The 23,621-nt window shown below is 62.8% G+C and carries 22 protein-coding genes and 1 pseudogene; 11 read left to right on the top strand and 12 right to left on the bottom strand.

What is annotated here, in order from left to right:
* Positions 1–2: 2 nt before the first annotated feature.
* Positions 3–1,697, bottom strand: coding sequence for a potassium-transporting ATPase subunit KdpA (kdpA, locus tag AC07T0_RS20400; RefSeq protein ID WP_495002916.1), 1,695 nt, complete (start codon positions 1,695–1,697; stop codon positions 3–5).
* A gap of 11 nt (positions 1,698–1,708) precedes the next feature.
* Positions 1,709–1,798, bottom strand: coding sequence for a K(+)-transporting ATPase subunit F (gene kdpF / locus AC07T0_RS20395; protein WP_017128001.1), 90 nt, complete (start codon positions 1,796–1,798; stop codon positions 1,709–1,711).
* Positions 1,799–2,155: 357 nt separating this feature from the next.
* On the opposite strand from kdpF, the gene AC07T0_RS20390 reads away from it, so the two are divergent.
* The 3 genes from AC07T0_RS20390 (at position 2,156) to xopAW (ending at position 4,954) form a co-directional block, all read left to right on the top strand.
* Positions 2,156–2,920, top strand: coding sequence for a response regulator (locus tag AC07T0_RS20390; protein ID WP_218225209.1), 765 nt, complete (start codon positions 2,156–2,158; stop codon positions 2,918–2,920).
* Positions 2,920–3,960, top strand: a complete 1,041-nt coding sequence (locus AC07T0_RS20385) for an ATP-binding protein (protein WP_495002915.1) — start codon at positions 2,920–2,922, stop codon at positions 3,958–3,960. The genes AC07T0_RS20390 and AC07T0_RS20385 overlap by 1 nt, the downstream gene beginning before the upstream one ends.
* Before the next feature lie 115 nt (positions 3,961–4,075).
* Entirely contained in the window at positions 4,076–4,954 is an 879-nt protein-coding gene (gene xopAW, locus AC07T0_RS20380; RefSeq protein WP_495002914.1) for a XopAW family type III secretion system calcium-binding effector, read from the top strand.
* A 118-nt stretch (positions 4,955–5,072) separates the two neighbouring features.
* Here xopAW and AC07T0_RS20375 read toward each other — a convergent pair whose 3' ends face one another.
* The 5 genes from AC07T0_RS20375 to AC07T0_RS20355 all read right to left on the bottom strand — a co-directional run bounded on the left by AC07T0_RS20375 (position 5,073) and on the right by AC07T0_RS20355 (position 9,424).
* Positions 5,073–6,113: an AI-2E family transporter gene (locus AC07T0_RS20375; protein WP_495002913.1), complete on the bottom strand. Its 1,041-nt coding sequence runs from the start codon at positions 6,111–6,113 to the stop codon at positions 5,073–5,075.
* Between the two features lie 129 nt (positions 6,114–6,242).
* Positions 6,243–7,061, bottom strand: a complete 819-nt coding sequence (locus tag AC07T0_RS20370) for a DUF4892 domain-containing protein (protein WP_495002974.1) — start codon at positions 7,059–7,061, stop codon at positions 6,243–6,245.
* 147 nt (positions 7,062–7,208) lie between these two features.
* The gene (locus AC07T0_RS20365) at positions 7,209–8,063 is read right to left on the bottom strand and encodes an alpha/beta hydrolase (RefSeq protein WP_495002912.1); all 855 of its coding nucleotides are present in this window, start codon (positions 8,061–8,063) and stop codon (positions 7,209–7,211) included.
* A complete protein-coding gene (locus AC07T0_RS20360; protein ID WP_495002911.1) occupies positions 8,060–8,869 on the bottom strand; it encodes an alpha/beta fold hydrolase in 810 nt (269 codons plus the stop codon). The genes AC07T0_RS20365 and AC07T0_RS20360 overlap by 4 nt, the downstream gene beginning before the upstream one ends.
* Before the next feature lie 111 nt (positions 8,870–8,980).
* On the bottom strand, positions 8,981–9,424 hold the full coding sequence (locus tag AC07T0_RS20355) for a hotdog fold thioesterase (protein WP_495002910.1): 444 nt from the start codon (positions 9,422–9,424) through the stop codon (positions 8,981–8,983).
* A gap of 268 nt (positions 9,425–9,692) precedes the next feature.
* Between AC07T0_RS20355 and AC07T0_RS20350 the strand changes: the two genes are divergently transcribed.
* Positions 9,693–10,520 (top strand): pentapeptide repeat-containing protein, encoded by an 828-nt coding sequence (locus tag AC07T0_RS20350; RefSeq protein WP_495002909.1) that lies wholly within the window; start codon positions 9,693–9,695, stop codon positions 10,518–10,520.
* A gap of 3 nt (positions 10,521–10,523) precedes the next feature.
* On the opposite strand, the gene sixA is transcribed toward AC07T0_RS20350, so the two are convergent.
* From sixA to AC07T0_RS20335, 3 genes are read right to left on the bottom strand one after another with little or no spacing between them, the layout of a single operon-like run.
* On the bottom strand, positions 10,524–10,973 hold the full coding sequence (gene sixA / locus AC07T0_RS20345; RefSeq protein ID WP_495002908.1) for a phosphohistidine phosphatase SixA: 450 nt from the start codon (positions 10,971–10,973) through the stop codon (positions 10,524–10,526).
* Complete coding sequence (locus AC07T0_RS20340) at positions 10,970–11,305, bottom strand: DUF4389 domain-containing protein (protein WP_495002907.1); 336 nt, start codon at positions 11,303–11,305, stop codon at positions 10,970–10,972. The genes sixA and AC07T0_RS20340 overlap by 4 nt, the downstream gene beginning before the upstream one ends.
* Positions 11,306–11,329: 24 nt before the next feature.
* The gene (locus AC07T0_RS20335; protein ID WP_495002906.1) at positions 11,330–12,355 is read right to left on the bottom strand and encodes an NAD(P)H-dependent glycerol-3-phosphate dehydrogenase; all 1,026 of its coding nucleotides are present in this window, start codon (positions 12,353–12,355) and stop codon (positions 11,330–11,332) included.
* Positions 12,356–12,666: 311 nt separating this feature from the next.
* Between AC07T0_RS20335 and AC07T0_RS20330 the strand changes: the two genes are divergently transcribed.
* The 7 genes and pseudogenes from AC07T0_RS20330 (at position 12,667) to AC07T0_RS20300 (ending at position 20,762) form a co-directional block, all read left to right on the top strand.
* Positions 12,667–14,793, top strand: a complete 2,127-nt coding sequence (locus tag AC07T0_RS20330) for a TonB-dependent receptor plug domain-containing protein (protein ID WP_495002905.1) — start codon at positions 12,667–12,669, stop codon at positions 14,791–14,793.
* Positions 14,794–14,816: 23 nt separating this feature from the next.
* Positions 14,817–15,728, top strand: a complete 912-nt coding sequence (locus tag AC07T0_RS20325; RefSeq protein ID WP_495002904.1) for an ABC transporter substrate-binding protein — start codon at positions 14,817–14,819, stop codon at positions 15,726–15,728.
* Positions 15,725–17,620 carry an ATP-binding protein gene (locus AC07T0_RS20320; RefSeq protein WP_495002903.1) on the top strand — a complete coding sequence of 632 codons (1,896 nt, stop codon included), beginning with the start codon at positions 15,725–15,727 and terminating at the stop codon, positions 17,618–17,620. Before AC07T0_RS20325 ends, AC07T0_RS20320 begins: the two co-directional genes overlap by 4 nt.
* A 236-nt stretch (positions 17,621–17,856) precedes the next feature.
* Positions 17,857–18,372, top strand: a complete 516-nt coding sequence (fabA, locus tag AC07T0_RS20315) for a 3-hydroxyacyl-[acyl-carrier-protein] dehydratase FabA (protein ID WP_017127984.1) — start codon at positions 17,857–17,859, stop codon at positions 18,370–18,372.
* 11 nt (positions 18,373–18,383) lie between these two features.
* A complete protein-coding gene (fabB, locus tag AC07T0_RS20310; RefSeq protein WP_495002902.1) occupies positions 18,384–19,604 on the top strand; it encodes a beta-ketoacyl-ACP synthase I in 1,221 nt (406 codons plus the stop codon).
* A 119-nt stretch (positions 19,605–19,723) separates the two neighbouring features.
* Positions 19,724–19,804: pseudogene (locus AC07T0_RS20305) on the top strand (OsmC family protein); the annotation flags it as partial.
* Positions 19,805–19,892: 88 nt separating this feature from the next.
* The gene (locus tag AC07T0_RS20300; RefSeq protein WP_495002901.1) at positions 19,893–20,762 is read left to right on the top strand and encodes a pirin family protein; all 870 of its coding nucleotides are present in this window, start codon (positions 19,893–19,895) and stop codon (positions 20,760–20,762) included.
* Positions 20,763–20,913: 151 nt separating this feature from the next.
* Here the strand turns inward: AC07T0_RS20300 and AC07T0_RS20295 are convergent, their stop codons facing one another.
* Both AC07T0_RS20295 and htpG read right to left on the bottom strand, forming a co-directional pair.
* Complete coding sequence (locus AC07T0_RS20295) at positions 20,914–21,642, bottom strand: dienelactone hydrolase family protein (RefSeq protein ID WP_495002900.1); 729 nt, start codon at positions 21,640–21,642, stop codon at positions 20,914–20,916.
* 66 nt (positions 21,643–21,708) lie between these two features.
* Positions 21,709–23,613 carry a molecular chaperone HtpG gene (htpG, locus tag AC07T0_RS20290; protein ID WP_495002899.1) on the bottom strand — a complete coding sequence of 635 codons (1,905 nt, stop codon included), beginning with the start codon at positions 23,611–23,613 and terminating at the stop codon, positions 21,709–21,711.
* Positions 23,614–23,621: the final 8 nt, after the last annotated feature.

Below are 23,621 nucleotides of genomic sequence, written 5' to 3'. Positions count from 1 at the left end.
CCTCAGAAACCCATGCTCAGATGTTCGGCAATCGGTCCCAACGCCAGCGTCGGCAGAAAGGTCAGGCCACCCACCAGCAGGATGGTCACAGTCAACAGCGTGACGAACAGCAGGCCATGGGTCGGGAAACTGTTCTGGCCAATCGGCGCAGTCTTCTTCATCGCCAGACTACCGGCCAGGGCCAGTACCGGGAGGATGTAACCGAAGCGGCCGAGCAACATGCTCAAGCTCATCATCAGGTTATGGAACGTAGTGTTGGCGCTGAAACCGCCAAACGCCGAACCGTTGTTGGCCGAAGCCGAGGTGTAGGCGTACAGCAACTGGCTGAAACCATGGGGCCCCGGATTGCTGATCGCGGCGGCCGGTCCTGGCAGGCTGGCAGCCAGCGCGCCGAGCACCAGGGTGCCCACCGGCATCACTAGCAGGGTCACCACCAGCAGTTGCACTTCCTTGGCCTGGAGCTTCTTGCCCAGGTATTCCGGGGTACGGCCGATCATCAGGCCGGCGAGGAAGACCGCGATCAGCACGTTCAGCAGCATGCCGTAGAGGCCCGCGCCGACGCCGCCGAAGATCACTTCGCCGACCATCATATTGACCAGCGCCACCATCCCGCTCAGGGGGTTGAGGCTGTCATGCATGGCATTGACCGATCCATTCGACGCCGCCGTGGTGGTCACCGCCCACACCACGCTGGCGGTCGTACCGAAGCGGGTTTCCTTGCCCTCCAACGGAGCGGTCTGCTCCACCAGCGGATTGTGCAGCGCCGGGTTCGGCTGATACTCGGCATATAGCGAGACCGCGCCACCGATCAACAACAGGGACAGCATGCAGGCCATGATGGCCCGGCTCTGGCGCAGGTCCTTGACGTAATGGCCGAAGGTGAAGACCAGAGCCGCCGGAATCAGGATGATCGACACCAGCTCGATCAGATCGCTCAGGGCGGTGGGGTTTTCGAACGGGTGGGCCGAGTTGACGCCGAAGAAACCGCCGCCGTTGGTGCCCAGCTGTTTGATCGCAATCTGGCTGGCCGCCGGGCCCAGGGGAATGACCTGGTCGACACCTTGCAGGGTCACGGCATTGACGTAGTGCGCAAAGGTCTGCGGAACACCCTGCCAGACCAGGAACAGCGCCAGCACCAGACACATCGGCAACAGGCCGTAGAGCGTGGCGCGGGTCATGTCGACCCAGAAGTTGCCCAGGGTCGCCGTTGAACGCCGGCTGATGCCGCGGCACAGTGCAACCAGCACGGCCAGGCCGGTGGCGGCACTGACGAAGTTCTGCACGGTCAGGCCGGCCATCTGGCTCAGGTAGCTGAGCGAGGCTTCACCGCTGTAGTTCTGCCAGTTGGTGTTGGTCATGAAACTGACGGCGGTATTGAACGACAGGGTCCACTCCAGACCCGGCAGATTCTGCGGGTTGAGCGGCAGGTACTGCTGCAACAGCAGGATCGCGAACAACAGCAGGAAGCCCGCGAAGTTGAAGGCGAGCAAGGCCAGAGCGTATTTCTGCCAGCTCTGTTCGCTACTGGCGTCCACCCCGGACAGGCGATAACAGGCCCGCTCCACTGGCCCCAGCAGCGGCGTTAGCCAGGTCCGCCGACCTTCCATCACCTGGTAATAAAACCGTCCCAATGCCGGTGCGGGCGCAAGCACCAGCACAAGAAACGCCAGGATCAGCAAATAGTCATAACTGTGCATACCTGCCGCTCCTAGTTCCGGTCCGCGCGCAACAGCGCAACCAGTAGATAAATGAACAGCGCCACAGCCAGCAGCAGTGACACCCCGTCCAGAATGCTCATGGAATTTTCCCCTTGGTACGGCAACGGCCGTGTGTGGGGCTTATTGTCGTGAGGGAGGCCGTAAAGGAACGAGAGCGACGCCGGGGGCGATGCGTAAAGAAGGCGTAAAGAGTGACTTTACGTAGGCGTTACACCCTAGAATCCGGACGAGCTCCAGGGAGATAAGCGGTTTGACGGGGAATATTTGTATCAGTCCAGATACACAACCGACAAGCGGCCAACATCCCCCCCCTGTAGCTTCTTGCATGGCTACACTTGAAAGGGATTCCTGGCTTCGAGCCGGGTATCTATCCTGCAACAATTCGCGGCCCCCCTACTTATCAGGCGCTGGCTGCTTACCGGTAGATAATCGCACGCATGCAGAACACTCCCGCTCCTCTGGCTGACGTCAACAAATCGCTTCCAACGGGCGATGACAAGCGCTGGAATGTCCGCGCGCTGATCGTCGATGACGACATCCCCATTCGCGAACTGCTGATCGACTACCTGGCGCGCTTCAGCATCCAGGCCACCGGTGTCACCGACGGCGCCGGCATGCGCCAGGCCTTGCAGCTGGAAACCTTCGACGTGGTGGTCCTCGACCTCATGCTGCCGGGTGAAGACGGCCTGTCGTTGTGTCGCTGGCTGCGCACCGAATCGGACATCCCGATCCTGATGCTCACCGCCCGTTGCGAACCCACCGACCGCATCATCGGCCTGGAGCTGGGCGCCGACGACTATATGGCCAAGCCCTTCGAGCCCCGTGAACTGGTGGCCCGCATCCAGACCATCCTGCGCCGGGTGCGCGACGACCGGACCGAACAGCGGGCCAATATCCGCTTCGACAACTGGCGCCTGAACAGTGTGCTGCGCCAATTGATCGCCGACGACGGGCTGGTGGTGCCGCTGTCCAACGCCGAGTTCCGGCTGCTCTGGGTGTTTATCGAACGCCCGCGCCGGGTGCTCAGCCGTGAGCAGTTGCTCGATGCCGCCCGGGGTCGCTCCATCGAAGCGTTCGACCGCAGCATCGACCTGCTGGTCTCACGCCTGCGGCAGAAACTCGGCGACGATCCGAAATCACCGCAACTGATCAAGACCGTGCGGGGTGAAGGCTACCTGTTCGACGCGAGAGAAATCGGCTGATGCGCACCCGCCTCGACACGCTGTTCGGTCGCCTGTTCGGCGTGTCGCTGGTGGCGATCATCCTCGCCCACTTGCTGGGTTTTCTCTGGTTTCATCATTACGGCGGCCCACCGCCGCCACCGCCCCCTCCCGGCATGATGGAGAATTTCGACCCCGACCATCCGCCGCCCCATCGTCGCCCGCCCCGGCCCTGGTTTGGCGGACCGTTGGTGCCGCTGACATTCCAGGTGATTTCCCTGGTGATTGTCGCCTGGTATGGCGCCAAACTGCTGTCCCGACCGATCCAGCGCCTGAGCGATGCCGCCGAGCGCCTCAGCGAAGACCTCAACAGCCCGCCACTGGATGAAACCGGCCCGCGCGAGGCGCGGCTGGCGGCCAACACGTTCAATCTGATGCAGCAACGCATCCGGGAACAGGTGCAACAGCGTGGACGCATGCTCGGCGCCGTGTCCCATGATCTGCGCACGCCGCTGTCCCGCCTCAAGCTGCGGCTTGAACAGGTCGACAACATGAAACTCCAGGGCCAGATGCGCCAGGACCTGGACGACATGATCAGCATGCTCGACGCTACCCTCAGCTACCTGCATGAACAGCGCACCAGCGAAGCCATGCAATGGATGGACGTCCAGGCCCTGGTCGAGTCACTGTGCGAAAACGCCCAGGACCAGGGCTCGCAGGTCCAGGCCAGCGGCCATTGCGCGCCGTTGCTGGTGCAACCCATGGCGTTGCGTTCGTGCCTGAACAACCTGCTGGACAATGCCCTGCGCTACGCCGGCGATGCCCTGATCACCCTGGAAGACAACCGTCGACAACTGCTGATCCGGGTCATCGACCATGGTCCGGGGATTGCCGCGGAGAAACGCGAAGCGGTGTTCGAACCCTTCTTTCGCCTGGAAGGTTCGCGCAACCGCAACTCCGGCGGCGTCGGCCTGGGCATGACCATTGCCCGGGAAGCGGCCCAGCGCCTGGGTGGCGAGTTGACCCTGGAAGAAACCCCGGGCGGCGGCCTGACCGCGGTGGTGCGTCTACCCCGGGCCTGAGCACTCTGTGTAACCGCCGGTACAAAGCCCACACACCCTCGACACCTTAGCCTTGGAGTCTGCACAAGCCGGTGCACTGTCATCGGCTTTGCCAACACTTAGGGAGTGTGCACTTATGAGCACGATCAGTAGCGTCAGCAACTACTCGAGCTATACCGGTTACAACACCAGCAGCACGACGGCGACGCAACGCCAGCAACAGTTCCAGAAGCAACTGCTGGCCAAGCTCGACACCAATGGTGACGGCTCCATCAGCAAAGACGAACTGAACGCGGCCCTGTCGCAGAACAGCGGCAGCAAAGTGCTCAATGACCTGAGCCAGAATTTCAGCGCCCTGGACACCGACGGCAGCGGCACCATCAGCGCCACTGAACTGTCGGCGATGAAGCCGCACGGTCATGGCGGTGGCGACGGCAAGCCCGATACCCAACTGGCCGATGCCCTGCTCAAGGCCCTGGACACCAACGGTGACGGTTCCATCAGCAGCAGCGAACTGGCCACCGGGCTGACCAACGCCGGCAGCACCGCCGACAGTGCCTCGATATTCAGCGCCCTGGACACCGACAACAGCGGCAGCATCAGCACCAGCGAGCTGGCCTCGGCCCTGGCCGCGAACCAACCGCCAGCACCGCCACCCTCGATGTCCGCCAGCGACCTGTTCAGCGCACTGGACAGCAATGGTGGCGGCAGCATCAGTCAGGCCGAGTTGACCAGCGCCTTGCAGGGCACCTCGACCAGCAGTTCGACCACTGGCACGACAAGCAGCACCAGCAGCACAAGCACCAGCGCCAGCCTCAACGCCACCACGCTGCTGCTCCAGGCTCTGGCCAGTGCAAGCGGTAGCAGCAACACCGGTAGCGGCTCGGGTACAGGGTCGGGCACCAACAGCCAGACTGCCCAGGAAAACATCGCCGAGGCTTTGAGTCGGTTGATGGTCAACCTCAAGAGCCAGACCGTGGCACAGAACAGCAGCAGCGTCGCCGCCGCTGCCTGATCCACCTACTTGTAGGAGCAGCCGGTCGACGCTCGATTGCTCGCGATGGTGGTCCTGACACCGCAGGGCGTCAGGTACCCCATGTCATCGTTGAGGTCCATCGCGAGCAAGCTCGCTCCTACCGCCGCGACTGGCTGGTACTCCAGTCGATCAACAGGCTGTAGGCCACCGCCAGCAAGGTCGGGCCGATAAACAGGCCGATAAAGCCGAAGGCGATCAAGCCGCCGAACACTCCCAGCAACACAATCACCAACGGCAGGTTGCCGCCACGGCTGATCAGGTACGGCTTGAGCACGTTGTCCACGCCGCTGATGATGAAGGTGCCCCAGATCCCGAGAAACACCGCCATGCCGTACTCGCCTTTCCAGGCCAGCCAAGCCGTGGCGGGAATCCAGACCAGCGGCGGCCCCATCGGAATCAGGCTGAGCAGGAAGGTCGCGATGCCCAGCACCAGGGCGCCGGGGATACCGGCGATGAGGAAACCGATCAGCGCCAGCACCGCCTGGGCCGCCGCCGTGCCGATCACACCGTTGACCACCCGCTGCACCGTACCGGCCACCAGTTCCTGGTAGTAATCGGCACGCTCGCCGATCAACCGTTCCAGCAAGCCGTGGATAAAGGTCGCCAGCCGCGGACCGTCGCGATAGAAAAAGAACACGAAGACGATACTCAGGGTCAGTTCGAGGATCCCGCCGCCGATCTGCGCACTGCGCGCCAGCAGCCAGTTGCCGACCTGCCCCAGATAAGGCTTGATCGCCACCAGCATGGCCGCGCCTTGCTGGTCGATGGTGTTCCAGATGCCCACCAGGCGTTCGCCGACGATCGGCAAGGTGCCCAGCCAGGCCGGTGCCGCCGGCAGCCCGTCGACCTGGACATCCTTGATAAAGGTCACCGCATCGCGCACATGGTCCGCCAGGTTGAGCCCCAGCCAGACCAGGGGCACGGCCACCAGCAGCATCCAGCCCAGGGTCAGCAGCCCGGCCGCAAGGGATTCGCGGTGGCCGAGCACGCGGGTCAACAGGCGCATCAGCGGCCAACTGGCAAACGCCAGCACGGCGCCCCAGAACAGCGCCGACCAGAACGGTGCCAGCACCCACAAGGTGGCACCGAACAGCACCAGGAGCAGTATCTGCACCAGCAGACGATCATTATTGGGCATCGGTATTCCAGACAAAGAGAGGCAATCAAAGCGTAGGCGAAGCCAGGGCCGGGCGTTTTTTACCGACAGACGACCGGGGTTCAGCCGTAAACGCGCATGATCGTCTCTCGGGGGCCTTTCGTACAGCCTCTAGCGCAGCAATTCGATATGCAAACCGCTGGAAGCGGCGCCGCCAACCTCCAGGCGTGCGGCCCTCACACCCTGGGCCATCAGCGCCTGGCGCCAGGCCTCGGCGGAGGCCCCCGAAAGGCTGACCCGCGAGGTAGCGTCCAGGTTCAGGCCGCGGGAAATCAGGGTGACCCAGGTGTCCTGGGGCGCACCGGCCAACATCGGGAAGTCGAGCTTGCCGGTATCGCGCAGTTCCCGCAGCAAGGTCGCCGAGGTGGGCAGCAATTCGCCCAGCGGTGAAGCGGCGGCGAACTGCTCCACATGCAGGTAGGCGCGGCGGTTGCCACGGGTGATGCTGTACAAGGCCACCAGTGAATTATCCGCCGGGGCCGCCAGGCGCAGCAGCAGGTAAGCCTGCTGATCGTCGGCACCGGACAACGTGGAGTTGCCGAACACTTCATTGGCCCACAGGCTGTTTTCCCCGCAATCGCGGGCCTGGCACCAGAACAGCAGCTGCGCACCCTGCTTCTGCAAGGCTTCGCGCGCCGCGGTGAAGGCTTCGTCGGCACCGTGTTCAGGGGGCAATTCGTAGGTCACCGAGGTCATCTGCCCACGGGCACTGACCTGGGCATCGGTGCGCAGGCGGTTGCTGATCTTGCGGATCGCGCTCTGTGGATAAATCCGCTCCAGTTCGGCGGGCGCCCGATAGTCGACGATCTGCGCATCGGCCAGGCGCGGCACCAGCGCCAGATCATGGCTACCCGGGACATCGGCGGCGAAAAGCGGCGAACTGCAACAGGCCATCCCAACGGCGCAGGCCAGGGCTGTGGATAACTTCATCATCGGATAGACAGGGCCTGAACGGTAAGCGCGATAACCGGAACAGGACGTGCCGGAACAGGACGACTCAAGGTCGTGTGGAGGTCGAGGTCTGGCATGGTTGTCTCCCTTTCAACCCACCAAGCCTCGACAGTTGCAGGCGACAAGTCAAGGCGTGGAGAAAAAGCGATTGAAACAGTCTGCGACAAGGAGGGCGCCGGCCTCGTCGTTCAGGTGCAGATGGTGCCCACCCGGCAGGCGTTCCAGACTGAAGGGTAGACGATCGAGCAAGTCCTTGTGCTGGGCCAGTATGCCTTGCTCGGCCACCACCAGTTGGGTCGGGCAGACGATGCGGCGGATAAAGGCCATGGCCTGCTCCTCGGTCAGGCGCAACGGCGACGGCAAGGTCAGGCGATTGTCGCTACGCCAGGTGTAACCACCGGGCACCGGCATCAGGCCGCGCTGGGCCAGCAGTTCGGCGGCTTCGCGGCTGACCGCCACCAACCCCTTCATCCGCGCCTCGATGGCCCGGTCCAGGGTCGAATGCACCGACTTGCGCTTGTCCTGCAACGCCAGCTGCGCCTGCAAGGCCATGCCCAGGCGCTCGGCGGCGTTTTCGCCACTGCCGGTGGGTGGAATCACCCCATCGATCAGGGCCAGGCGCGTCACCCGGTCCGGCAAGGCACCGGCCAGCACGATGGAGACGATCGCGCCCAGCGAATGCCCCAACAGGCTGAAGCGCTTCCAACCCAACTGTTCGGCGACCTGCAAGACGTCGTAGACGTAGTCCCACAGCGCATACCCGGCCCCCACCGGTCGATGCCCGGAATGCCCGTGCCCGGCCATGTCCAGGGCGACGATGCGCAGGCCGTGGAGCTTCGGCGCCAGACGCGCGAAACTGTTGGCGTTGTCCAGCCAGCCGTGCAAGGCAATCACCGGCTGCCCATCCTCGGGACCGAACAGATGAGCCGCCAACTCGATATGTGGCAGGCTCAGGCGCACCTCTTCAACGGCATGGCTCATGCGCAGCACCCCTGCCCGGCCTGGCGTTCCCAGCGGGCGAAAATATCCTTGAGCAAGCGCGCGGTGTCCTGCGGACGCTCCAGGGGAAACATGTGGCCGCCGGGCAAGCTCAGGGATTCGCCATGGGGCAGGCGGCCGACACTGCGGGTGTGATGGCGCATGACCACACGGCTCTGCTGACCACGGACCACCGCCAGCGGTACCTTCAAATGCCGGGCCAACCCCGGGCTGGTATGGGGCACACCACGATAGATGCGGATTTCCGTGGCCGGATCGAAACTCAGGCGCAGGCGGTCGCCGTCCTGGCGCAGACCGTGTTGCAGATAGGCATCGAAGCACTCCGGATCGAAACCGCGAAACAGGCTCTTGCCGGCAAAGTAGCGGCGCGCGGACTCCAGATCGGCAAATTCTTCCCGTCGCCCGAGGGTACGGCCGGCCGGCGTCAGACGATCGATAAAGCCCAGATGCTTGGCCGCGCGGATCAGCCACTGGTCGGCGCGGGTCAGCACCGGCGAGTCGAGCATCACCACGCCCTTGTAGAGCCACGGGCAACGCAGGGCCGCGTGCAGGTGCAGGACGCCGCCCAGGGAGTGGCCGACGCCCCAAACCGGCTCGGGCTGTTGCTGCAGATGATGAATCAGTTCGTCGACCAGGTTGCGCCAGTTGTCATCCACCGGAAAACGCGGGTCGTGGGCATGCTGTTGCAGATGCGCCACCTGATACTCCGGCGCCAGCGCGGCGAACAATTTGCCGTAGGTGCCCGAGGGAAAACCGTTGGCGTGGGCGAAGAACACAGGCTGCGACATACCGGGCACATCTCGAAAAAGACAGGTGTTCATTGTCGGCAGGCGCCGGCCCGACGGCAATGACCGTAACTGCCAGGAATGATGACAGTCCGGCCATCGCTATGGTTCGACTCAGCGCGCCGGCGCTGTTTGCCCCAGCGGCACCACGGCCATGGTCAGGCGCGACACGCAACTGGCCTTGCCTTCGTCACTGCTCAGGCGGATATCCCAGACATGGGTGGTACGGCCGATATGGATGGCCTTGGCCACGGCGGTGACCCGCCCGCTGCGCAGGCCGCGCAGGTGGTTGGCGTTGATTTCCAGGCCCACGCAATAGAACTTGCTCGCGTCGATGCACAGGTAGCTGGCCATGGAACCGACGCTTTCGGCCAGCACCACCGAGGCGCCACCGTGCAACAGCCCGTAGGGTTGATGGGTGCGATGATCGATGACCATGCTGGCGGTCAGCGATTCCTCATCAAAGGTCTCGAAGCGGATATCCAGCAGTTCGCCGATGGTGTTTTTCTGCAAGGCATTGAGTTGTTCGAGATTCGGTACGGTGCGCCACAAAGCCATTATTGATTCCCCTACGCTGATTATTCGTCTTAGCCGCGGCCCTACCCTCGCCCCGTGTTCACCTCAGGCGCCACACGGCCAAGGTCCGACCAACCAAGCAGACGCTCGGTCGACTATTTCACGGAAGAACAGAAGCTCGCAAGCTGAAAAAGCCCCCATCAAGTGCAGGAGGCAGCAGCCCGCGCCAGGAAAGCCGGGCGGAATCTGATAGTCGCCACGGGGCATATCGCGTCGAATTTCCGCCTTCCAGCCCTTGCAAGAGATTTCCATGGCAACGATAGGCCGTCTTCTTCGCCGCTTCATGCCCTCGGGTAACGCCCAGGTCAACGCCCAGCTCCCCGTTCTCACAAACACCAGCCCGGGCGAACCGCACAGCGGCGCGGTCCGCGAGCTGATGTCAGACGATTTCTCGCGGAGCGAACGCGACCTGACCCTGCTCGGCTTGAAGGACTCGCTGCTCCAGGCGCGGCTGTTCCTCGGCAGCGCGCCGTCCCTGCGCCAGTACCCGTTGGCCGACCTGCTGGAATTGATGGTGGCCGCCGCCGCCCGCTTCCCTGGCATCCTGAACAGTTGGGACGGTGTTCACCTGGACGGTGGCGGCCGGGTGTCCCTGCATGTGCAGAAGAAACTCTTCGACTTGCGGGTACCGCCCTCGCTATCACCGCAACTGACCAACGCCCTGAAGCGCTGCGCCCTGAACATCGCCGCCCGGGATCACCAGGCCATCCAGGACCTGCCATTCCAGGACGAGGATACCCGCCGCGCGTTCAGGTACTGGAGCAAGGCATCCATCTGCCAGGCGTTAAGGGCCTTGCAGGTGACCAACGTCAATATGATCGGCGTTGACCTGAGCGGCGGGGATTTACGCGGGGTGAGATTTTTCGGGCAATATCAGGAGGCCGACTTCAGAGCCGCCAATCTCAACGCGGCGCTGCTCTCCAGTGGTTTCAAAAGCAACGACTTCAGCCATTGCGACCTGAGGAACACCGTGCTCTCCGGTCACTTTGAGGCCTGCCTGTTCAAGGGCGCCAGGGTCAACGCCGCCACCTTGAAAAACACCCGCACCGATTTGCTCGGTGCGGTGTTGAGCCACTGACCCTCAGGGGTGCCTGACGCCCAACAGCGTCATCGACCCGTCCAGCGGCAACTCCCCTTCCAGCTCGGCGAGGCTGGCCGTGCCCATGGGCTCCGGCTGGTGCAGATGGCCGTGCAGCAACAAGCTGAGCAGACTGCCCACCAGCGGCTGATGGCTGACCAGCAACAGGTTCTGCCCCGTGTCGAGCCGCAGGCTGACATCGCGCGGATTGCTCTGCGGGGTCAGCCAGGGCACGGTAATGATCTCGGCCTCGAAACCCAGCACATCACGCACCAGCTGCGCGGTTTGTTGCGCCCTCAGGTAAGGGCTGGCGTAGATCGCCTGCAACGGCTGGCCGATCAGTTGGGCGGCGCTGCGCAGGACCTGCTCGCGGCCATGGGCGGTCAGCACCCGTTCGGCATCACTGCGGGCCTGGGGTTCGGCTTCGCCATGACGCAGAACCCAGACTTTCATAGCTTGGGCTCCTCGTCACGGGCCGGATGCGGCGCCGGCGGCACCACATGCGCGGCTTCGCCTTCCGGAGCCCGTGGTGCCGGCCAATCGGCGAACGGCCAGGGCTTCTGTTCGCTATGGAAACTGCCGAAACGACCGATCTGGGCGAGGAACTGGCTCAGGCTGTCGCCGAAGTTCATCAGGTTGGCACTCGGCGCGCCATAGAACAGCCGATAGCCCAACTGCACCAGCACGACTCCGCCGAGGATGAACTGGGCGACCTGCCAGACCAGCAGGAACACCAGCATCCAGACAATGCGCAACACAATGGATTCGTACTTGGACTCGTTCATGACTCGCTCCCGTGGCGCTGAATATCAGTTGAAACCGCTGGTGGAAATAAAATCGACATCGGTTTTCGGCTCGCCGCGCATCAGCAGCTCGATCACCTGGTTCAGGGTCCGCCCTTCAAACAGAATGGCATGTAAACCGGCCACCAGGGGCATATAGACTCCAACTTCCTGCGCCTTGACCTTCAATACCTTGAGGGTATTGACCCCTTCGGCGACCTCGCCCAGGCGGGTGACCGCCTCTTCCAGGCTCAGGCCCTGGCCGAGAGCGAAACCGACCTGGTAGTTGCGGCTCTTCGGTGAGGAACAGGTGACGATCAAGTCGCCGACCCCGGCCAGGCCAAGGAAAGTCATGGGGTTGGCGCCCTGGCTGACGGCAAAGCGGGTCATTTCCGCCAGGGCCCGGGTAATCAGCATGCTCTTGGTGTTCTCACCCATGCCCAGCGCCACCGCCATGCCGGCAATGATCGCGTAGACATTCTTCAACGCCCCGCCCAGCTCGACGCCAAAGCGGTCGGCGCTGGCATAGACGCGGAAGGTCCGGCCATGCAGCGCGGCCTGGACGCGGCTGCAGAGTGCCTCGTCTTCGCTGGCGACCACCGTGGCGGTCAAGGCGTGCTCGGCCACTTCGCGGGCCAGGTTCGGCCCGGACAACACGCCAATCCGTGCTTGTGGCGCGATATCTTCGAGAATCTCGCTCATCAGCTTGAAGGTCTGTGCCTCAATGCCCTTGGTCAGGCTCACCAGCAGCTTGCCGCCCAGGCGTTCGGCATGGGGCGCCAGCACACTGCGCAAGGCGTTGGAGGGCAAGGCGACAAAAAACAGCTCGCAGTCGTCAAGGGTCGCGACCAGGTCGGTGACCGGCTCGACCGCCGCGTGCACCTTGATGCCCTTGAGGTAACGCGGATTCTCGCGATTGACGCGAATCGATTCGGCCTGCTCGGGATCACGCATCCATTGGCGCACCCGGTGACCGTTCTCGGCCAGCAGATTGGCGATGGCAGTGCCGAAACTTCCGCCACCCAGAACCGCGATTGGGTACTGTTCAGTCATATGTAACCCGTCTATCCCTACCAATGGCGATGGCTGCATTATACGGAGCACGCCACCGGCAGCCAGCCCCAATACAAATCCTCTAAACGGACGCAATCCTTTTAGGCGCCGGCTTGCCAGCGATGGGACCCTTGAGCCTTGCAGCGTCCTTACCGACGCCATCGCCGGCAAGCCGGCTCCCACAAGTTGGTGGCGTGCCCTGGGTTTCGGACGCTTGACCGATTCAGCCTATACAATGACGGCCATACGCCATGGCAAACCTGGCAAGCTCGGTTAACATGCACGGCTATTATTTTTTTCAAGGCTGTGCCGTGTCCTTTGGCCCCCCCACCACGCGCTCCTCCGTCGTCCTGGCCCTGATATTCAGCGGCCCGCTGCTGGCTGACGACCTGTTTCTGGAAAACCAGCCCTTGCCCGAGGTGCTGACCGCCACCCGTCTGAAACAATCGCCGGCCGCGGTACCCGGCAGCATGACGGTCATCGACAATGAACTGATCAAGGCCAGCGGCGCCCGGGATATCAGCGAGCTGCTGCGCCTGGTGCCGGGCATGATGGTCGGCTACACCAACGGCAACCAGGCCAGCATCAACTACCACGGTACCGATGCCAGCAACGCCCGACGCATGCAGGTGCTGATCGATGGCCGCTCGGTCTATCGCGCGGGCCTGGCGACCGTGGACTGGAGCGATATCCCGGTGGCCCTTGAGGATATCGAGCGCATCGAGGTGTTTCGCGGCCCCAACACCGTCAGCTACGGCGCCAATGCGCTGATGGCGGTGGTCAATATCCTCACCAAGTCACCGGGCAGTACCCACGGCGCGACCCTGAAGATCACCCGTGGCGAACGTGGCATCAATGACTGGTACGCCAGCCAGGGCAGCGGCTGGGGCACCGGCGACCTGCGCCTGTCGATGTCCGGCCAGGACGACGACGGGTTCCAGAGTGACCACCTGGGCAATGACTACCGCGATGGCCGGCGCATCACCCGCGTCAATCTCTCGGTCAGCCAGACGCTCAACGAACAACAGAGCATCGACTGGCAATTGAACGTCAAGGACGGCACCAACCAGCGACCCTATACCTACAAGGCCGTGTTTCCCGATATCACGGCGGCCGGCGACAACTCCGATGTGGTCGCCAAGGACTACGCCGGCTCGCTGCGCTGGAACCTCGACCTCAATCCCCAGCACAGCCTGTATATCCAGGGTTCGGCCCAGCACTGGGATCGCCAGCAGGTCTGGCGCGCCTGCGATGCCAAGATCTCGTTCAGTCCGCAACTGACCCAGTTGTGGCAGTTGAATCCCAACTATGCCGAAAACCTGGCGCGCAATATAAAACAATACTCTAATGCCGGAAGCCCGCCGGCAGGCAGCACGGCGGAGCAGGATCTGGCCAGCCAGGTCCTCGGCCAATGGGCCGGCGGGGCCAGCCAGACCGTCTGCGGCGATATCGACCAGAGCACCCGCGAAACCCGCTACGATCTCGAACTGCAGGACACCCTGAGCCTGTCGGACAGCCTGCGCCTGGTCAGCGGCATGAACTATCGTTATGACAAGGCCGACTCCGAGACCTATTTCAACGGCACCATCGACGACAGCACCTGGCGCCTGTTCGGCCAGCTCGAATGGCGTGCCAGCGAACACTGGCTGGTGCAGGGCGGCGCCATGTACGAAGACGCGCAACTGACCGGCGCCTCCCTGACCCCGCGCTTTGCGGTCAACTACCTGATCAATCCCCGGCATGGCTTACGCGCGGTGTATTCCGAAGCCATACGCTCGCCGGACATGTTCGAGAACAACGTCAACTGGAGTTACAAGGTCACCAACCTGAGCTCGCCCACCTACGGCCAGAGCAGCGGCCAGTATTTTGTCCAGACCCGCGGCCCGGGAAACCTGGACAAGGAGCGGATGCGCTCGCGGGAACTGGGCTATAACGGTTTCTTCGCCGAGATCGGCCTGAGCCTCGACGTGAAACTGTTCTACGACGAAATCAGCGACATGATCAGCACGCCGTTGCGCAACAACCAGTTTATCGCCAGCAACGCCAACAGCTCCCGCTTCACCGGTAGCGAAGCCCAGTTCGACTGGCGCCTGGGCAGCGCCGACCGCCTGCGCCTGACCTATGCCTATGTCGATGTCCAGGCCAGCAACCCGGTCGACGAGCAGTTCACCGCCCGCAACAGCGGCTCGGCCGGCTGGATGCGCGACTGGGGCGGCGGCTGGTCGAGCTCGGCCTTCTACTATGGCGACGCGGCCATCAACCAGTACCGCTTCGAACGGGTCGACCTGCGCCTGGCCAAGCGTATTCCCTTTAACAAGGCCAGCCTGGAACTGGCCGGGATGCTGCAACAACGCCTCGACGACCAACCCGTTACCTGGATCGACAACAACTACAACCAGCGCCGCGCCGTCTACTTCAGCGCAGAACTGGAGTTCTGAGCATGAGCCACCCGAGGTCAAGGATGACATCTGCATGGAACCGACGCCTGAGGCGACTGGGCCTGGCCCTGTTCGTGCTGTTGTCGAGCGTCCCGGCGCGCTCGGCCGAGGTGCTGTTGACCGGCCTGGAGGACAGCCCCGGGGTCCGGGTCTTTACCGCCGCCCTGGCACAACAGCGCCCGAGCGACCAGATACGCTTCGTGCCCCTGGCCCAGATGCCCGCCCCCAGCCACCTGCCCCCCGCCACCCGGCTGATCCTGCTGGACCCGCCGAGCCTCGACTGGCGGCTGAAGGATAAACAGGGGCCGGCGACCCTGGTCTTGCGCATCAGCCGCCTGCAGGCGATGCAGCGCCTGGGCAACAGCTTGCCGGCCAATTTGAGCCTGCTGTGGAGCGATCCGCCGCTGTCGCGCCAACTGCGCCTGATCCGCGCAGTCATGCCCCAGGCCCGGCGGATCGGCGTGCTGTATACCCAGGGCAGCGAATTCCTGCTCACCGAACTGAACCAGGCGGCCCGGCCTCTGGGGCTGGAGATCGTCACCCAGCGCTGGGACGACACCAGCGACAGTCGTCCGCTGCAAACCCTGCTCAAGAGCAGCGACGTCTTGCTGGGGCTGGACGATCCGACCTTGTATAACCCCCGGACCGCGAAGAACCTGCTGCTCAGCAGCTATGCCCGGCAACTGGCGCTGATCGGCCCCAACGCCGGTTTCGTCAAGGCCGGCAGCCTGGCCAGCACCTACAGCGACCAGAGCGACTGGCTGGCGATCCTCGACGAATTGCTCGACCGTGCCCCGTCCAGCTGGCCGGGCAACCTGTACCCGCACCGTTTCAAGGTTCTGAGCAACCCGCAAGTCGCCCGCGCCCTGGGTATCGAGCCGATCGACGAAGCCTCGCTCGCCATCCGGCTGGCCGAAGGAGAAACCCGCCCATGACCCTGCGCCGGTATTGGGGCATCAGTGCCCGGACCCAGATGATCAGCCTCGGCCCCGCGCTGTTACTGACGTTGCTGTTGATCAGTTTCTTCACCTTCGTGCGGATCCAGGACCTGCGCCAGGAACTCGACCACACCGGCCAACTGATCGCCAACCAATTGGCCCCGGCCACCGAATACGGGGTGATTTCCGGCAACAGCGAAGTCCTCGAGAGCCTGATGCGGGCGACCCTGGCCACACCCCACGTACGCTTCCTCGAGGTCCAGGACCGTAGCAACAATATCCTGGTCCATGTCGAACAACCCGCGCCGGAGCTCGCCCGGCCACAGTCGCTGAAACTGTTCCTGGCGCCGGTGCGCCTGCAACGCATTCAACTGGACAACGACTTCCTGCAGGAAGGCAGCGCCCCCAGCGTGGCGCCGAGCGAGGACTATCTGGGGCGGGTGATTGTCGGCATGTCCAATGACGCCTTCAGCCAGCGGCAACAGGAAATCCTGCTCAAGGCCGGGATCCTGGCGCTGTTCGCCCTGCTCTTCACCTTTCTCCTGGCCCGGCGACTGGCGGCCAGCCTGGCGCAACCGATCAGCGCCATGGGCCTGGCGGTCAAGGCCATTCAACAGGGCGACTACAAGACCCAACTGCCGGTGGTCGACGACGCCGAGCTCGGGGCCCTGTCGCGACATATCAATAACCTTGCCGGCGCCCTGGAACAGGCCAGCCGCGAACAGCACCAGGCCATCGCCCAACTGATCCAGACCCGTGAGGAAGCGGAACGGGCGAACAATGCCAAGTCGGACTTCCTGGCCATGATGAGCCATGAACTGCGCACGCCGATGAACGGTGTACTGGGCATGCTGCAATTGCTCGAAACCACCGAAATGACCGAGGAACAGAGCGAATACGCGGCCCTGGCCTCGGAGTCCACCGAGCACCTGCTCAAGGTGATCAACGATATCCTCGACTTCTCACGGATCGAACGTTCGGCCCTGGAGCTGGAACATATTCCGTTCAACCTCGCGGAACTGCTCAACAGTTGCGCCCAGGCCTTCCAGCACAATGCCAGCCAACGCGGCCTGCACCTGGACCTGCAGATCCCCACGGACATGCTGGCCCTGCAGGTCAAGGGCGACCCGACACGGATCCGCCAGATCCTGGTCAACCTGATCGGCAATGCGCTGAAATTCACCGAACACGGCAGCGTCGGCATCGAACCGCACTGGCAGGCGCTGGACGACGATGTGCTGTGGTTCACCTGCACGGTACGCGACAGCGGCATCGGCATTTCCAGCGAACGCCTGGAACTGATGTTCGATGCCTTCCAGCAGGCCGACAGCTCGATCTCCCGGCGCTACGGCGGCACCGGCCTGGGCCTGCCCATTGCACGAACCCTGGCCGAGCGCATGGGCGGCACCCTGCACGCCCACAGCGAAGAAGGCCTGGGTTCGGTGTTCACCCTGGAAATCCCCCTGGCCCTGCATCATCCGACCGAAACCGCCGCCTCGGCGCCCATGTCGAGCGGTCATGGCGAAGGGCGCAAGGTGCTGCTGGTGGAGGACAACCCGGTCAACCAGACCGTGATCGACGCCATGTTGCGCGGCCTCGGCTTCGACGTCAGCCTGGCCACCGACGGCGCCCAGGCCATCGACCGGGCTCGCAACGGCCTGTTCGCGGCGATCCTGATGGACTGCCGGCTACCGATTGTCGACGGCTACGAAGCCACCCGACAAATCCGCCAACTGCCCGAGTACGCTCAGGTACCGATCATCGCCCTGACCGCCAACGCTTTGCAGGGCGATCGCGAAAGCTGCCTGCGGGCGGGCATGAACGACTACCTGGCCAAGCCCTTCAAACGTGTGGACTTACAGCAGATTCTCCGGAAATGGCTGCCCTGAATACGATGTGCGACTGGCGTGAAAGACGAAAGTGCGGCAGTCTTAGGCACCCGAATGAGCTGGAAAACCGGCTTGAATAAAAATTTCAGTGCACAAGTGTACATTCATGTCCTTGGTGCTGTGACTTTCACCACAACGCAATAGTCTATGAGTAGGCTGTCGATTCGAGGCATGAACGCTTCGATCGGCCGGGAAGATTTGCCCCACCTGCCGCATGGGACTATTGAGGAGCTCGCATGACCAAACAAAACGCCTTTACCCGGGAAGATCTGCTGCGCTGCAGTCGTGGCGAGCTGTTCGGCCCAGGTAACGCGCAACTGCCCGCCCCCAACATGCTGATGGTCGATCGCATCACCCATATCAGCGAAGAGGGTGGCAAGTACGGCAAGGGTGAATTGGTCGCCGAACTGGATATCACTCCGGACCTGTGGTTCTTCGCTTGTCACTTCGAGGGCGATCCGGTGATGCCAGGCTGCCTGGGCCTCGACGCCATGTGGCAACTGGTCGGTTTCTTCCTCGGCTGGCAGGGTCTGCCGGGCCGTGGTCGTGCGCTGGGTTCGGGCGAAGTGAAATTTTTCGGCCAGGTCCTCCCGACCGCCAAGAAAGTGACCTACAACATTCAGATCAAGCGCGTCCTCAAAGGCAAGCTGAACTTGGCCATTGCCGATGGTTCGGTGACGGTCGACGGTCGCGAGATCTACACCGCCGAAGGCCTTCGGGTCGGCGTTTTTACTTCCACTGACAACTTCTAAGGGTTATTCGCATGCGCCGCGTCGTTATCACTGGTCTGGGCATCGTTTCGTGCCTGGGCAATGACAAAGAGACCGTCTCCGCTAACCTGCGTGCAAGCCGCCCTGGCATCCGCTTCAACCCGGAATATGCCGAAATGGGTCTGCGTAGCCAGGTTTCCGGCTCCATTGACCTCAATCTCGAAGAGCTGATCGATCGCAAGATCTATCGCTTCGTCGGCCACGCGGCGGCTTACGCCTACCTGGCCATGAAAGACGCCATCGCCGACTCCGGTCTGAGCGAAGAGCAGGTGTCCAACCCGCGTACTGGCCTGGTGGCTGGCTCCGGCGGCGCCTCGACCCTGAACCAGATGGAAGCGCTGGATATCCTCCGCGAAAAGGGCGTCAAGCGCGTCGGGCCGTACCGCGTGACCCGCACCATGGGCAGCACCGTTTCCGCGTGCCTGGCCACGCCGTTCAAGATCAAGGGCCTGAACTACTCGATCTCCTCCGCTTGCGCCACCAGTGCTCACTGCATCGGTACCGCCCTGGAGCAGATCCAGATGGGCAAGCAGGACATCGTCTTCGCCGGTGGCGGTGAAGAAGAACATTGGAGCCAGTCGTTCCTGTTCGATGCCATGGGCGCGCTGTCCACCCAGTACAATGAAACCCCGGAAAAGGCCTCCCGCGCCTACGACGCCAAGCGTGACGGTTTCGTCATCGCCGGCGGCGGCGGCATGGTGGTGGTCGAGGAGCTGGAGCACGCTCTGGCCCGTGGCGCGAAGATCTACGCGGAAATCGTCGGCTACGGTGCAACCTCCGACGGCTACGACATGGTCGCGCCAAGCGGCGAAGGCGCGGTGCGTTGCATGCAGATGGCCATGGCCACCGTCGACGGCCCGATCGACTACCTGAACACCCACGGCACCTCGACTCCGGTCGGCGATGTCGCGGAAATGAAAGGTGTGCGTGAAGTCTTCGGCGACAAGGCCCCGGTCATCAGTTCGACCAAGAGCCTGTCCGGTCACTCCCTGGGCGCCGCTGGCGTTCACGAAACGATCTACTGCCTGCTGATGATGGAAGGCAAGTTCATTGCCGGTTCCGCCAACATCGAAGAGCTGGACCCGGAAGTCGCTGACATGCCGGTCCTGACCAAGACCCGCGAAAATGTTGAGTTGAACAACGTGATGAGCAACAGCTTCGGCTTCGGCGGCACCAATGCCACCCTGGTCCTGAAGCGCTGGCAGGGCAAGTAAGCCCGGCTTGATCGCCAGATGAAAAACGCCCCGACTGGTTCGGGGCTTTTTTTGCCTGCCGGAAAGTACCACTCCTGTGCTGAGAGGCCGCTCGATCGGCCCGCCAGGGCGCGAGCGCGAAAAAAACCATCCCGCTGACCGGAGTCACCGTCGAGGTCAAGCGCGACAACAGCCAGGAACAGAAAGGCAAGTACGGCCTGCTGGCCGAAGACGCTTTGAGCCAGTAAGGGCGGCGGCGAAAAAGCGGGTTATGCTTTGCCCATCGCCCGCCGAGCCAGGAAGCCCCCCATGAACACACCACTGGTGATCCGTCCTCGCGCCGAGGAGGTCGAAGGTCAACCGATCCTGCGCCCCCTGCCCTCGGCCCAATGCCGCAGCGTCGGGCCTTTCGTGTTTTTCGACCATATGCTGGAAACCCGCTATGCGCCGGGGCACGGAATGAATGTGCGGCAACACCCGCATATCGGCCTGTCGACCCTGACCTACCTGTTCACCGGCGAGATCGTGCACAAGGACAGCCTCGGCTCCGAGCAGCAGGTCAAACCCGGCGATGTCAGCTGGATGACCGCCGGCAGCGCTATTGCCCATGTCGAACGGACCCCGGCCGAACTGGTCGCCAGCGGTTCCAGCCTGCATGGCCTGCAGATCTGGCTGGCATCGCCCAAGGCCCTGGAACAGGGGCCCGGCCATTACAGCCATCACCCCGCTGCCAGCCTGCCCTGCAGTGACAATCTCGGGGTGCGAATCCGCCTGGTGGCCGGCAGCGGTTTTTGCCTGACCTCACCGGTGCCGGTGCTGTCACCCACGCTGTATGCCGATATCCACATGGACAGCGCAACCACCCTGCTGATTGCGAATGAGTATGCGGAACGTGCGGTGTATGTGCTGGAAGGCGAGGCACAACTGGAGGGTGAAGCGCTGGAGCCGCGCAGCCTGGTGGTGCTGCCGACAGGGGAAAGCCTCACGCTATTCGCCGAGAGTGAGTGTCACCTGGTAGTGATCGGGGGCGCGCCACTGGATGGGCCGCGGCGGATGAACTGGAACTTTGTCGCCAGTGATCCGGCCTTGATCGATAGCGCCCGTCAGCGCTGGGCGGCCGGGGATTGGCCGAAGGTGCCGGGGGAAAGCGAGCGGATCGAGTTGCCGACACGGCCCTGAAGGACAAGCACAAACCTGTAGGAGCCGGCTTGCTGGCGATAGCGGCCGCCAGAACAACACAGCCCATCAGCGATGGCGATGTAAAACTCACCGCCGCCATCGCCAGCAAGCCGGCTCCGACACGGGACCGGGTCAGAGGTTAGAGGCCCTCTCAGCCCTTGAACACTTCTTCCAGCAGATTGTGCATCGACACAAACGCACGGCCCGCCGTCTTCGCGTCATACATCATCATGCCCGGCACATTGGCGTGCGGATCGGTGAAGGAATGCACCGCGCCGCCATAGCTCAGCAACTGCCAATCGACACCCGCCGCATTCATTTCCTCCTCGAATGCCGGCAACTGCTCTTTCGACACCAGGGGATCGGCCGCGCCATGCAGCACCAGTACCGAGCCTTTGATGTTCTTCGCATCCGCCGGGTTCGGCGTATCCAGCGTGCCATGGAACGACACGGTCGCTTTCAACGACGCGCCGGCGCGAGCCAGTTCCAACGAGCAGCAACCGCCGAAGCAGAAACCGAAGGTCGCCAGCCTAGTCGTGTCCACCACAGCCAGTTCCTGGCCTTGCAGCGCTTCGAACGCCGCCTGCATGCGTTTGCGCAACAACGCACGATCATTTTTCAATGGCATCATCGCCGCGCCGGCTTCGTCGTTATTGCTCGGGCGAACCGACTGACCATAAAGGTCGGCGATCAATACCACATACCCCTTGGCCGCGACCGCTTCAGCGATCTTCTCGGCACCAGCGCTGACGCCCATCCAGTTCGGCGCCATCAACAGGCCCGGACGCGGCCCCTTGTGGCCGGCGTCAAAAGCCAGGCGACTCTCATAGGACTGGCCATCGATCTGATAGACCACCGAACTCACAGTAACTTGGCTCATTTCGGACTCCGATAAAAACATTCAAGGATAAAAAAACCCGCCGAAGCGGGTTTTCGTACAGCGTGCTTAAACCGACAACTCAACCAGCAACTTGTTCAGACGGCGCACATAAGCCGCCGGATCCTTCAGGCTGTCACCGGCCGCCAGGGCCGCCTGGTCGAGGAGGATGTGCGACAGATCGCCAAAGCGGTCTTCATCCGGTTCGCCATCGAGTTTCTCGATCAGCGGGTGCGCCGGGTTGAATTCGAAGATCGGCTTGGAGTCCGGCACCTTCTGCCCGCTCGCTTCGAGGATCTGGCGCATCTGCAGGCCCAGGTCCTGCTCACCGATGGCCAGGATCGCCGGGGAGTCGGTCAGGCGGTGGGAAACCCGCACTTCGCTGACTGCGTCGCCCAGGGCGGTCTTGATCCGCTCCACCAGGCCCTCTTTGGTCTTGGCGACTTCCTCGGCAGCCTTCTTGTCCTCTTCCGAGTCCAGGTTGCCCAGGTCCAGGTCGCCCCGTGCCACATCGACAAAACTCTTGCCGTCGAATTCGTTGAGGTAGCTCATCAGCCACTCGTCGATACGATCGGTCAGCAGCAGCACTTCGATGCCTTTCTTGCGGAAGACTTCCAGGTGCGGGCTGTTCTTGACCTGGGCGTAGGTTTCACCAGTCAGGAAGTAAATCTTGTCCTGGCCTTCCTTGCCGCGAGCCAGGTATTCGGCCAGGGACACCACTTGCTCGCCGTCGTCACCCAGGGTGGAGGCGAAACGCAGCAGGCCGGCGATTTTTTCCTTGTTGGCGAAGTCTTCAGCCGGGCCTTCTTTCATGACCTGGCCGAAGTTTTTCCAGAAGCCCTTGTATTGCTCAGGCTCGTTCTTCGCCAGTTTTTCCAGCATGTCGAGGACACGCTTGGTCAGCGCCGACTTCATCGAATCGATGATCGGATCTTTCTGCAGGATTTCCCGCGACACGTTCAGGGACAGGTCGTTGGAGTCGACCACACCCTTGATGAAGCGCAGGTACAACGGCAGGAAGGACTCGGCCTGATCCATGACGAACACGCGCTGCACGTAGAGCTTGAGGCCCTTCGGCGCTTCACGCTGGTACAGGTCGAACGGCGCACGGGCCGGTACGTAGAGCAACGAGCTGTATTCCAGCTTGCCTTCGACCTTGTTATGGCTCCAGCTCAGCGGGTTCTCGAAGTCATGGGCGATGTGCTTGTAGAACTCCTGGTATTCCTCGTCCTTCACTTCAGTGCGCGGACGGGTCCACAGGGCGCTGGCGCGGTTGACGGTTTCCCACTCCAGCGCCGGCTTCTCTTCGCCCTCAACCGCAGCCACTTCTTTCGGCAGCTCGATCGGCAGGGCGATATGGTCGGAGTACTTCTTGATGATGTTGCGCAGGCGCCAGCCGTCGGCGAATTCGTTCTCGCCCGACTTCAGGTGCAGGACGATACGGGTACCGCGGTCGGCCTTCTCGACGGTGGCGACTTCAAACTCGCCCTCGCCCTTGGACGACCAGTGCACGCCTTCGCTGGCGGCCAGGCCGGCACGACGGCTGAACACTTGAACCTGGTCGGCGACGATAAAGGCCGAATAGAAGCCCACCCCGAACTGACCGATCAGGTGCGAGTCCTTTTTCTGGTCGCCCGAGAGGTTCTTCATGAAATCGGCGGTGCCGGACTTGGCGATGGTCCCCAGGTGGGTGATCACATCGTCACGGCTCATGCCGATACCGTTGTCTTCGAGAGTGACGGTGTTGGCCTCTTTGTCGAAGCTCACACGGATTTTCAGTTCCGCGCCACCTTCCAGCAACTCAGGCTTGGACAGGGCTTCGAAACGTAATTTGTCGACAGCGTCGGAAGCGTTGGAGATCAATTCGCGAAGGAAAATTTCCTTGTTGGAATACAGCGAATGGATCATGAGGTGCAGCAGTTGCTTCACCTCGGTCTGGAAGCCCAGGGTTTCCTTTTGAGTTTCCACACTCATGGTCATCA

The sequence above is a fragment of the Pseudomonas sp. GW821-FHT04D07 genome (assembly GCF_059420225.1).
This window is presented reverse-complemented; position numbering and strand designations above follow the sequence as displayed.